Raw genomic sequence first — 10,078 nt, forward strand, 5'->3', positions numbered from 1 at the left:
GCTTGAACGCCTGCCGGAGAGCGCCCCGAAAGACACTGCCGTTCACACGGTCGGCCAGCTCATGAAAGAAGCCGGCGCCGCCTGCGAGGCTGTCCTTGATGCCTATGAGGACGGAAAGCTCACACGGGCAGAGCGCGAGACGTGCCTTCGGGTTCTCGGCGCTGTCCAGCGCAAGCTCTCCGATGCCATCGCCATCATTTCCGGTGCCACAATCTGCGAGGACGATGACGAGGAGGCTGCGGCATGACCAAGGCCATTCCTCTCAACGCGACCGCATGCCTGACCGGCGAAATCACCGTGGACAGCGGAGATCCCGCACTGACCTTTGCGGGCATGGCGCATTTCGGCGGGGCCATGGCAGACAAATTATGCCGGCAGTGCCGGTTTCACGGAATGTCTGCCAACAGAACATATTCCCGGCTTACGGAAGAGCCCCGGGCTTTCCCTTGTGCGAAAACCCGTCAGCTTGGGCTCAAGGGCGCCCCGCCTGTGCCCGTCAATGCCCACGCCTGTAAATACTTCGAGCCGAAGTGAGGGCGCCATGAACGCCCCCGTCATCCTCCAGGAACCCTTCAACGTCGAAGCCGAACACCAGATCCTCGGTGCTCTCCTGCTCGACAATGAGGGCCTGAACCTCGTTTCCGGCTTCCTTGAGCCCGAACATTTCTATGTGCCGTGCCATGCGGAGATCTATCGGATCATCCGCGACCTGTGCGCGGAAGGCCGCGTCGCCAGCCCGGTATCGGTCAAGCACGGTCTGACGATCGAGCCGCCGAACGGCGAGGAAAAGGCCCGCTATCTGGTCCGCCTCGTCGGGAATGCCGCTTCGAATGTCGTCGTGGCCGACTACGGCCGCGCCATCGTGGAACTGGCGACACGTCGCGAACTGATGCAAGCGGCCGACACGCTGAAATACCACGCGGCCAATCTGCCCGTGGGCTCGATAGCAAAGATCATCGATGATGCAGACGCCGCCGCAGCCCATGCGCGCGCCAGCATTTCGTTTGAGGATGCCTCGCCGGATGATGTCGGCACGATCGGTGCGCAGTACATCGAGGATCTGACGCAAGCGCTCAAGGGGGAGGGGGCGGAAACCCCGTCCACGGGCTTTGCCGATCTCGACCGCAAGATCGGTTGCTGGCAGCCCGGCTGCCTCTATGTGCTGGCCGGCCGGCCCGGCATGGGCAAATCAGCCTTCGCTGTATCGTCCATGCTGCGCACGGTCGCTCTCAAGCCCAAGAGGGACGGGAGCCCGTTCGGTGCCGCCTATTTCTCGCTTGAGGTTCCCGCCGCCGATCTGTGGGCGCGCATGGCCTCCCACGAGATCTTCCGCCGGCACAGGGCCCGGATCGAATATCAGCAGATCAAGCGCAAGGCTGGCCTGAGCGACAGGGAAGCGAATGCAGTCTGTGAGGCTCACTACGAGCTGAAAGACCTGCCCATCCGCATCTATGACCGGCCGGGCGTCACCATCGCCCAGGTGGAGGCGAAGGCGCGGGCGCTCAAGACGACGTGGGAACGGCGCGGGCAATCGCTCGACGTGATCTTCCTCGACCATCTGGGCCTGTTGCGCCCCTCGGCGCGCTACCGCGGCAACCGCACGGCGGAGTTGACCGAAATCACGGCCCATTGCCTCGCCATGGCAAAGCGGCTCGGCGTCGCGCTTGTGCTTCTCTGCCAGCTTAACCGTGAGGTGGAGAAGCGCGAGGGCTGCCGGCCGCAGCTCTCCGACCTTCGCGAGTCCGGCTCGATCGAACAGGACGCCAATTCCGTCGTGTTCCTCTACCGGCCGGAATACTACGCGATCCGCGATGCAACGCCGCTCGCCTTCGGCGACGAGAACCGCCTTGAGGCGATCGTTGCCAAGTCCCGCGACGGGGCAACAGGCTCGCTCGATCTCTACTGCGACATTGCAATCAACTTCATCGACAACGGGGGCGCGCGATGAGCGGCATTCCCTACTTCAACTTCTACCCGGCGGACTTCATGAACGGGGTGCGCGGGCTGTCGCCTCAGGAGGTCGGCGTCTACACGATGCTCCTGTGCCGTATCTATGAGGAAAACGGCCCGGTCGATCTCCACTATCTGCGTCTGTCGACCTATTGCGGGATGCGCGAGAGCACGTTTCGCAAGGTGTTGGGAAAGCTCGTCGAGCTGGGCAAGCTGGAGATCCGGGGCGACTGCCTGACAAACGCGCGCGCCGAACTCGAAATTTCAAACCGTGCGGACAATCTGAAAAACAAGAAACGGGCTGGCGAAATTTCAGCCGAAAAAAGGCAGCAAAAACAGAGGGCGGCTCCAACAGGTGTTGAGCAGGTGCCCAACGATAAAAATACAAATAAGAATAATACCCCCCTTAATCCCCCCGAGGGGGACGCTCGGCCGAAGGTAGATCTGGATCAGAAGTTCGAGGAATTCTGGCAAGCGTATCCGAAGCGGGAAGGCCCGAATCCCAAGAACCCGTGCGTCAGAAAGTTCAAGTCGGCCATCAAAGCCGGAGCTGAACCAGACCAGATGATCCAAGCGGCGAGGGCGTATGCGGCGCAGATGTCGGGTGAGCCGCCGAAGTTCGTCGCTCAGACACAGACTTGGCTCAACCAGAAGCGCTGGCAGGATTGCACTGACGCCGCCCAGCGTCGGGACGCGGAACAGGCAGTCACCCTCAACGGTCGCACCTACACCGCTCAGAGCATCAAGCGCGTTGTCTTCGAGACGCTGACCGGTGCCCGCACATGGCCGGCGGAAAAGCTCGGGCCAGAACCGGGCAAGCCGGGCTGCGCGATCCCGTCAGAGCTCGTCACTGAGGTCCGGGCCGTCATCGCTGAGCGCTCGAAGCCCAAGTCCGAAATCATCCCGTTTCAGCCGCGTATGATCGCTTGAGAAAGGCGCGTAGATGACCAGCAAACGAACAGGGCCGTACATCGAGTGGGCGGCATAAGGGCAGGGGGAAGCATGGAAAAGCGCTGGTACGTCATCCGGGCCAATCCGCGTTGCGAGCGCCGGGCGATTGTCTCACTCGCAGAAGCCGGCATTGAGGCCTTCTGCCCGATGCAGCAGGTTCGCCGCAAGCGGGTGATCTGCGGCAAGCGGCGGACGAAGGATATCGAAATGCCGCTGTTCAGCGGATACGTGTTCGTGGCGTTCCCGGCCGATGATCTGGCGTTCGGAGCGGCGAGGAAATGCGATGGCGTTGCGCAGTTCATTGCGGCACACGGGAGGCCGGTGGAAATCCGCGCGGACCGCGTCGAAGCGCTACAGGTGGCCCAGGACATGGGCATGTTCGACTTCCGTAAGGCCCGGCAGCGGGTGCAGTTCGCGATCGGGGAACTGGTGGTCATCCGCTCGGGATGGTTGGACGGGCAGGAGGCGACTGTGGAGGTCGTCAACAGCAAGACGGTTGGTGTGTCGCTGGAAACGGGCTTGCGGATCGTGGTGGATGCCGAGGTTCTAGAGAGGGCGGCTTAGCTCCCCGCGGCGTCCGGCTTCGCGCCACCAGCGACCGGGCTCAGGCGGCCGTCTCCAGGCGTTCCACCTTGATCTTCGCCTCATTCTCACGGGCGTTTGCAAGGTCATATGCCGTCTGCATCTTCAAAAGCGTATCCGCTCTCACGCCGAATGCTCTTTCGAAGCGGATCGCCATTTCGGCAGACAGATTTGCCTTGCCATTCAATAGGGCGCTCAGGGCCTGTCGGGACACGCCGAGATGCTCCGCAAGGGCGGTCACGCTTATCCCCGCCGGCTCGACGATTTCCGTCTTCAGCCAGTCTCCGACATGAACGGCGATCGAAGGGTGCATCCTAAGAGCCATGATAATCCTCCAGATCCATATCGATCAGGGCATTGTCTGCGTCGAGACGAAATGTCAGCCGCCAGTTTCGCGTCACGGTCATTGACCACGTTCCGTTGCGATCGCCGGTCAACTCGTGAAATCCGTAGTTTGGCGGCGTCGATAGCTCCGCCAAACTCTCGGCCGCATCGATGAAAGCGAGCATCTTTCGTAGCCGCATCGTATCGCCGACAATGCCCTTGGGGTTGCCTGTTTCAAAGAAACGCCGCAGCCCCTTGTGCCTGATGCTCTCAATCTTCATCGATGAGATGATAGGATCGGCGCCATGACCCGTCAAGTGACGCGTGACAGTTTACAGATAAAGGTGCTGTTTGGGGGCGGCCTGCCGCCGGGACAGTTCGAGATCGGGGAGCACATCGTGCCCCGCTCGGGATGGCTCGACGGGCAGGAGGCGACGGTAGAGGTCGTCAACAGCCAGACGGTCGGTGTGTCGCTGGAGACGGGCTTGCGGGTGGTGGTGGAGGTTGAGGGGGTCGAGAAGGCAGCGTAGGCCGTTGGACGGTGAAGATGGACATGGAATCGATCACCTGATCATGACCTTAAGTCAGGTGGGGCGCTTTTCGTTCAATGGCCGCTTTGCGCCCTAAAGTCGGACGTAGGATTTACGACGATGGCGTCTCAAGAGTGGACGCCGATCCAGGTTGATCGTGCGTTCGAAAGGGGCGTGTCCGATAAATCGGCTGTCCGGTGGTAAAATGTGAACCTTACGGACGTGAAATTGCGACAACAAACGATGTCCGCAAAGGTATACCCGTGCGGACAGTCCCCCCGCCTACCCGCCTTATGTCTGCTCTGCGATGTCAAAACCGGATCAGCAAGCTGGTGGATGATGGCAAATGCCAGTTTTGTAGTGTCCGTCCTGCCTGCCCCCTATGGGGGGATGGCCGCACCAAAGGGAGCTAGATGCCCCCTCGTAAAAATTTGCATTTTTTGGCATCCAGTCTTCGACTGTATTAGAGGCGCTTCAGGGCGGGTCCGGCCAAACTTCGCGACCAGGATGCGGAGCTCGTCAACTCAACCTAGCAGAGCCAAAGGCCCTATCGGTGACCTGATAGTCTGGACAGCTAGTCTAAAGCTACATTCCACTGGACGAGAGCCCTGGTACGGCATCAGACGCGCTCTCTCGTGGCTTCTGCACAGCCCGCATATGGACGGTAGCTCCGCCTGCGCCCTGACGATACTCACTCGCCAAAGTCCGGGAGTTTTGAAACCTCAGATGTCGGCAAGCCCTCTAGCGATTGCCATCCATGAAGAGCGGAGTACGCAATGAGATACCGTCCGTGTCTCCGCCTGAATGCAGTTTAGTGCCGGGTTGCTGACCCAGTAGATCATGTTACTTCCGCCAGGGTTGAAGCTCTCGATTATTGCGGCGATGTAATCATCGCCATGGGCAATGGCTTGCTGCCACTCCCGCGCGGTAAAATCGGGAGAGCAGTACCCAACAGAACTCTTTACTTCGACGTAGATGGTGCGACGTCCCTTCTTGGCGAGCAGATCGTAGCCCACCCTCTGCCGACTGACGTCGTGAACTTCCCAGCCCGCATCCTGAAGTGCCGCGAAAGCGTATTGTTCAGCTTCCCAACCATAATGACTACGGGGTGGCGACGCAATCGTGCCTGTGAGCACCGGTGTCGGCAAGGGGGCAGCGGCGGTACGCGAGCCCAGGCGGGCCTTCGGTCCTGAAGCAGGGGTAGAGCCGAGGGAACTGCTTGAAATGGCTCGTGTTGACGGGAAATATGTCAGCGTAGGAAATTCCGAAAGAAAGCGAGCGTTCAGAGGGTTGGTGGGCGATTGATCGAAATATGCGTCGAATTCGGTCTGAGACATGTTGAAGTCAAGGCAGAAGTCCTCGACACTAACTGACGATCTCGATCCCACTGCCAATCCCGGATTACCATCATGGTAGACAGCATAGATCAGAGGAACCACTGGAATCCGCTGTCCTCCAGGAGCCACGTAGGGCGCGAAGTTGCTAATATTCATGAGGTCGACGGCAGCAAAACCATTACCGCCCGGATCAATTCGCAGCCATTTTCTGTGACTTTCTCCACGGTAGACTGCCTCTGTGGGGCAGAGCTCACACTGACCGCCCTCCAAATTGCCAATCAAGTGACGGCAGTCTTCGCGTGGCTCGTCCAGAAACGTTCGGCTGTCCAGTTCATTCGGGGTTGCGTAGCATCCTATCCCCTTTTGGAGATGCAGATTGTTGCGCCAAATGTTGGACTTCTCAGTTCTGCCTGGAGGGACAACACCAGTTCGCGCAAGATGATTGTCTTCAAAGAGCGATAGAACGCATTCGTTCAGCGGGCGTGAGGCTTTAGAGTAAAGATCGTCAAGAAATGACTGAAGGACCTCCGAAGTAACGAATGTTCCAGAGTGAATTGTGGGAATATTTTGTTGGAAGAACTTCAGCCCGAGGAAAATCTGGACGAATCGGCCCTTGTAACGTCGGCCACCTGCTCCGCGCCTGAACTCAGTGAGCAGCTCGGTTGCTCGTTCGTAAGCGCGCGCATTGCTGACATCAAGCACCATTTTTACTCCCAGTCCGAACCTCTGATAGAAAGTCGCAGGCGGTGATCTCGCCTCGCATGAGCCTTTGATACAGTGAAGAGGGAGGAGACGCATAGACTGAAGCGCTCCCATCCGCTCCGGGAGCGAGGGGCGGTAGATCAGAGATAGCGGCCCCAACCGTCGGGGAAGATGGTACTAGTAGGTCCCCCGAATTCCATGCAGTGACCGCACGTGGTCTGGTGAGCGGAAAGGCTCCGATCCGAGTTCCGTAGATGAGAACGCGGGTGCGGCGCTGAGGAACTGCAAACTGCTCCGCATTGACTGTCCACACCTCCGTAGAATAGCCCGCCTCTTCAAGTGTCGTGGTGACCATGGTTAGTACGCGCCCGCCCTCCATACTCTTTAGGCCGGGTACATTCTCAAAAATAAACCCATCCGGTCGGACGACCTTCAAGAATTCTGCGTACTTCTTAAAGAGGTGGTTGCGCTCATCTTCCATGCTCCTCTTGTTGCCCGCAGTGGAGAAACCCTGGCAGGGCGGACCGCCTAAAACCAAGCGAGGGCGGGAGGTTCTTGGGTGGGCACTAGCAGCAGCAACTAGCTGATTGAAGACCTCGCTATCGCAGACGTCACCTAGGACGGTCTGCCCCCCAAGGTTTTCCCGGTACGTGTTGAGCGCCGCCGCATCAATGTCGTTGGCAACCAGTTGCTGCCAACCAGCCCAATGGAATCCTTGCGAAAGTCCTCCCGCCCCAGCAAACAGATCGATAAATTCTCCTGGTTCCCCGAGTGCCCTTGCCAGCTGGAAAGCGAGCAGGGGAGGAACGGCGTTGCCAATCTGCTTATTGATCGCCGCCTTGCTCCCAGTGAAAACGAAACTGTCTGGAAAGCTCTGCAAACGCGCAGCTTCACGCTGGGAGATCATTCTGTCCTGTGCGTAGTGGACGAAAGCCCCATTTCCCGGCCGATTGAAGTAGGTGGAAATCGTGTGGGCGGGCGCATCATGGCGCATTCTGCCGTAATATGTCGATCGGCTGCCCTCTCCCCGCGCATAGCTGGCTCGGATTTGCTCCAACCTTTGCGAGGGGACGCTTAGTGGAATGTCCTTCCAATTCCCCCCAGGAGGGATCGCCCGAACCATAAGTAGGTCAAGCTCGCTAAGAGACGGCGTGTAATGGTTAGGGATCATCGTATTCAAATTCGCCAGAGGGCGTTGGAAAGCATAGCCTCCCGCTCCGTGGCATCGATTTTCGGGAATAGATCTAGCATGACTGCAAACGAATCTCGGCTAAGCCCGTAAAGTTTGGCTGCCACAACCTCTAAACGAACTTCAGCGCCAGCAACACCCTCGAGTCGGGAGTTGCATAGCTGGATCAAATCGGCCGAGGTATCAAGCGGTGGGATTTTCACGTTGCGGATCACACCGAGTGAAACGTGTGACGTGGAAAGCAACGACCTTGCCTGTGCCTCGAATGGAAGTGAGTTGGTTATGGCAAGAAGTTGTCTGAGCTTGAGGGGGCAATTATTACGGAAATAGGCAACGTGCAGCGAGTTACCTGCGACCCATTCACCAGGAACTATAGTCGCCTGAACACGCCTTTTTTGGTTCGGTCGCGACACGTCCCGCCAGACAAGCCGCTCAAAATTTACGCTTTGGGGCAAGGGTGGTGAGCTTAAGGTGAGAAATGATGTGGGCCATTCGACGATCTCGAATCGACCAATCATACGTCCCTTGATGAAGCGGTACTTGCCCCGATCGGTGAGATACTGTTGATGACCAGTCTCGTCCAATTCACGGCCAGCCCACAGCCCTTGACCCTCATTCTCGAGGTCGCCAAATGATCCCAAGCCGGAGAAAAGCGAAGTGATCTGCAGACCCTTAAAGCCGGTTTGAAACGGAATAGTCAATGCAGATTGGCCGGCAATGTCCTTAGCGGAAAGCGAACCTCGCTCATGGAGCGAGCAAGAGCCATCATAGAGGTCGAGCCGAATTACGGATGTAGCCTCGCCCCTTGTTCCGCTAAAGCAGACGGAAGGTTGATCAACCCGGTCGAACAAACGGGCTTCCGCAGGGAAATAAGCCATTTCCGAAATTGAAACGTCTTCGAAAAGCCATTTGCGAAGAGGTGTTGAGGTTTGGTCAGCAAAAAGAGCTGCTGGGCAGACGATACCCACAGCGCCCCCTGCGCGCACCAACTTGACAGCGAGTTCTGTGCCGACCCGAGCAAGGTTAGTGCCCCAACCTGAGAACTTCCTGGTCGGCTGGGAAAGAGGATAGAGCGTTGCCAGACGGGTATCGAAGCTGCGGAGTTGGACGACGAGGCGCTCGCGCTCTGATGGGTCGAGTTGATCAAGCTCGCGACGGTCGGGCTTAATCGCCTCCCACGGGGGATTGGTAATACACACATCAAAGGAATTAGGATGGTGCGAGGCAGCAGTGAAAGTGTCTACGCAAATCGCGCTCACGGTGCCGCTGATCCCGCTTTCCGCCAAGGCTAATTCGACATTTTGCCGCGCAATGGCAATTGCGGCCCCGTCGCAATCCCACAGCGAAATACGCACGCGCTTCCCCGTAAGTTGCTCCCTTGCCTTGTGTAAGAAACACGCAATGAGGCGGCCATCACCACAGAACGGATCGATGACACTTATCTCGCTCCGCCCGTGAACAAGGGGCAAAAGCTGACTAAGGAGGATGTCTGAAATAAACTCCGGCGTGTAAAAGCGCCCTGTCAGCCTCTCCTCAAGCGTTTTTCCCGAGTAGGCGAACTCGCGGCTTTGAGTCGCTCGTAGACTCCTCACGTGGTTCACTTAACATCCCCTCTGGTAGGCCAGCGCCAACGAACACGGCCTTCTTGATTCTAGCAGGCATTCGCGAAAAACACCGGGTCACTTAAAATCGCTGTGGGCCTAAAAGGCAAGGTCGTTTGCGCCGGTCATTCTCCCATCTCATCCTGTTCGAAAGCATACTGGCTGTAGCTCCAATAGAGATTGCCGAGGAATTATCGATTTGCGGCAGTTGCTTGCTGATCGGTCATATGCAATGCAGATGCATAAAGGGGGACATTGTGTCCCCCCGCGCCATTCCTCAAGCCCCAGCTTCTAAGGCTTTTGAGCGATGGTGGGCGCTCCCTCCGGCCCTACCAAGGCAAGCTGTCTCGCTCTAAAGCGGGTGCAGCGACCGCATCCGCCATCTTCGAAGCCAAAACCCGACATTCTCCTCCCGGCTCCGAAGCCGACGCCGTCGCGAATAACGGCGATCTGTCCGAACAGGATGCCGTCCTTGTCGTGGTATTCGATGCGAGCGGAGTAGCCCTTGTAGGTCATGCTGCCTCCGGGTTCCTCGTGGAGGGCTTCACACTGATTTCCAGACCTAGGGCCTTCATTACGCCCAGGAGGGTTGATAGACGCGGGTCCCCGGTCTTGCTGAGGGCGCGATAGAGCGCTTCGCGGGTAACGCCTGCTTCTCGCGCAACATTGGCCATCCCCTTCGACTTGGCGATATCGCCCAGGGCAGCTGTCATGAGTTTGGGGTCGCCGTCCTTGAAGACCGCGTCCAGATAGGCGGCGATATCTTCAGATGCGCTGAGACGGTCCTGAATGTCCCATTTTTCAAGGGCATCGACTTTTTCAGATCCATCAGCTCAGCTCCTTTGTCGTCCGTTTTATCTCCGCGGGGGAGGTGGGGCGGAAACCCTAACAGGCCTGCGCCAAAACCGGGAT

At 58.3% G+C, this 10,078-nt stretch carries 12 protein-coding genes and 1 pseudogene; 6 read left to right on the forward strand and 7 right to left on the reverse strand.

Annotation, left to right across the window (positions count from 1 at the left end; genetic code table 11):
* The 5 genes from V2L18_RS23215 to V2L18_RS23235 form a co-directional block, all read left to right on the forward strand.
* Positions 1 to 247: hypothetical protein (locus V2L18_RS23215; RefSeq protein WP_336180733.1), on the forward strand; the 247-nt coding region annotated here is incomplete at its 5' end.
* Positions 244 to 534 (forward strand): hypothetical protein, encoded by a 291-nt coding sequence (locus tag V2L18_RS23220; protein ID WP_336180734.1) that lies wholly within the window; start codon positions 244 to 246, stop codon positions 532 to 534. The genes V2L18_RS23215 and V2L18_RS23220, both read left to right, overlap by 4 nt.
* Before the next feature lie 7 nt (positions 535 to 541).
* Complete coding sequence (locus V2L18_RS23225) at positions 542 to 1,948, forward strand: DnaB-like helicase C-terminal domain-containing protein (RefSeq protein WP_336180735.1); 1,407 nt, start codon at positions 542 to 544, stop codon at positions 1,946 to 1,948.
* Positions 1,945 to 2,880 (forward strand): DUF1376 domain-containing protein, encoded by a 936-nt coding sequence (locus V2L18_RS23230; RefSeq protein WP_336180736.1) that lies wholly within the window; start codon positions 1,945 to 1,947, stop codon positions 2,878 to 2,880. Before V2L18_RS23225 ends, V2L18_RS23230 begins: the two co-directional genes overlap by 4 nt.
* A 72-nt stretch (positions 2,881 to 2,952) precedes the next feature.
* Positions 2,953 to 3,465 (forward strand): transcription termination/antitermination NusG family protein, encoded by a 513-nt coding sequence (locus V2L18_RS23235; protein ID WP_336180737.1) that lies wholly within the window; start codon positions 2,953 to 2,955, stop codon positions 3,463 to 3,465.
* Positions 3,466 to 3,505: 40 nt separating this feature from the next.
* Here V2L18_RS23235 and V2L18_RS23240 read toward each other — a convergent pair whose 3' ends face one another.
* Both V2L18_RS23240 and V2L18_RS23245 read right to left on the reverse strand, forming a co-directional pair.
* The gene (locus tag V2L18_RS23240) at positions 3,506 to 3,808 is read right to left on the reverse strand and encodes a HigA family addiction module antitoxin (protein WP_336180738.1); all 303 of its coding nucleotides are present in this window, start codon (positions 3,806 to 3,808) and stop codon (positions 3,506 to 3,508) included.
* Positions 3,798 to 4,088, reverse strand: a complete 291-nt coding sequence (locus tag V2L18_RS23245) for a type II toxin-antitoxin system RelE/ParE family toxin (RefSeq protein ID WP_336180739.1) — start codon at positions 4,086 to 4,088, stop codon at positions 3,798 to 3,800. Before V2L18_RS23245 ends, V2L18_RS23240 begins: the two co-directional genes overlap by 11 nt.
* Before the next feature lie 117 nt (positions 4,089 to 4,205).
* Here V2L18_RS23245 and V2L18_RS23250 point away from each other — a divergent pair, with 117 nt between their 5' ends.
* Positions 4,206 to 4,337: a hypothetical protein gene (locus V2L18_RS23250; RefSeq protein WP_336180740.1), complete on the forward strand. Its 132-nt coding sequence runs from the start codon at positions 4,206 to 4,208 to the stop codon at positions 4,335 to 4,337.
* 722 nt (positions 4,338 to 5,059) lie between these two features.
* On the opposite strand, the gene V2L18_RS23255 is transcribed toward V2L18_RS23250, so the two are convergent.
* The 5 genes and pseudogenes from V2L18_RS23255 to V2L18_RS23275 all read right to left on the reverse strand — a co-directional run.
* Positions 5,060 to 6,379 (reverse strand): DUF3883 domain-containing protein, encoded by a 1,320-nt coding sequence (locus tag V2L18_RS23255; RefSeq protein ID WP_336180741.1) that lies wholly within the window; start codon positions 6,377 to 6,379, stop codon positions 5,060 to 5,062.
* The gene (gene dcm / locus V2L18_RS23260) at positions 6,369 to 7,547 is read right to left on the reverse strand and encodes a DNA (cytosine-5-)-methyltransferase (RefSeq protein ID WP_336180742.1); all 1,179 of its coding nucleotides are present in this window, start codon (positions 7,545 to 7,547) and stop codon (positions 6,369 to 6,371) included. The genes V2L18_RS23255 and dcm overlap by 11 nt, the downstream gene beginning before the upstream one ends.
* Positions 7,548 to 7,552: 5 nt before the next feature.
* A complete protein-coding gene (locus V2L18_RS23265) occupies positions 7,553 to 9,166 on the reverse strand; it encodes an Alw26I/Eco31I/Esp3I family type II restriction adenine-specific DNA-methyltransferase (RefSeq protein ID WP_336180743.1) in 1,614 nt (537 codons plus the stop codon).
* 291 nt (positions 9,167 to 9,457) lie between these two features.
* On the reverse strand, positions 9,458 to 9,682 hold the full coding sequence (locus tag V2L18_RS23270) for a hypothetical protein (protein WP_336180744.1): 225 nt from the start codon (positions 9,680 to 9,682) through the stop codon (positions 9,458 to 9,460).
* Positions 9,679 to 9,960: pseudogene (locus tag V2L18_RS23275) on the reverse strand (addiction module antidote protein); the annotation flags it as partial. The gene V2L18_RS23270 and the pseudogene V2L18_RS23275, both read right to left, overlap by 4 nt.
* Between the last annotated feature and the right edge of the window lie 118 nt (positions 9,961 to 10,078).

Origin of the sequence: Breoghania sp. JC706, assembly GCF_037026715.1 — a bacterium.
Classification (GTDB): Bacteria; Pseudomonadota; Alphaproteobacteria; order Rhizobiales; family Stappiaceae; genus Breoghania.

Coding starts and splice junctions, on each gene's coding strand:
- V2L18_RS23220 (WP_336180734.1), top strand. CDS start 244: ATGACCAAGGCCATTCCTCTCAACGCGACCGCATGCCTGACCGGCGAA.
- V2L18_RS23235 (WP_336180737.1), top strand. CDS start 2,953: ATGGAAAAGCGCTGGTACGTCATCCGGGCCAATCCGCGTTGCGAGCGC.
- dcm (WP_336180742.1), bottom strand. CDS start 7,547: ATGATCCCTAACCATTACACGCCGTCTCTTAGCGAGCTTGACCTACTT.
- V2L18_RS23245 (WP_336180739.1), bottom strand. CDS start 4,088: ATGAAGATTGAGAGCATCAGGCACAAGGGGCTGCGGCGTTTCTTTGAA.
- V2L18_RS23255 (WP_336180741.1), bottom strand. CDS start 6,379: ATGGTGCTTGATGTCAGCAATGCGCGCGCTTACGAACGAGCAACCGAG.
- V2L18_RS23270 (WP_336180744.1), bottom strand. CDS start 9,682: ATGACCTACAAGGGCTACTCCGCTCGCATCGAATACCACGACAAGGAC.
- V2L18_RS23230 (WP_336180736.1), top strand. CDS start 1,945: ATGAGCGGCATTCCCTACTTCAACTTCTACCCGGCGGACTTCATGAAC.
- V2L18_RS23240 (WP_336180738.1), bottom strand. CDS start 3,808: ATGGCTCTTAGGATGCACCCTTCGATCGCCGTTCATGTCGGAGACTGG.
- V2L18_RS23225 (WP_336180735.1), top strand. CDS start 542: ATGAACGCCCCCGTCATCCTCCAGGAACCCTTCAACGTCGAAGCCGAA.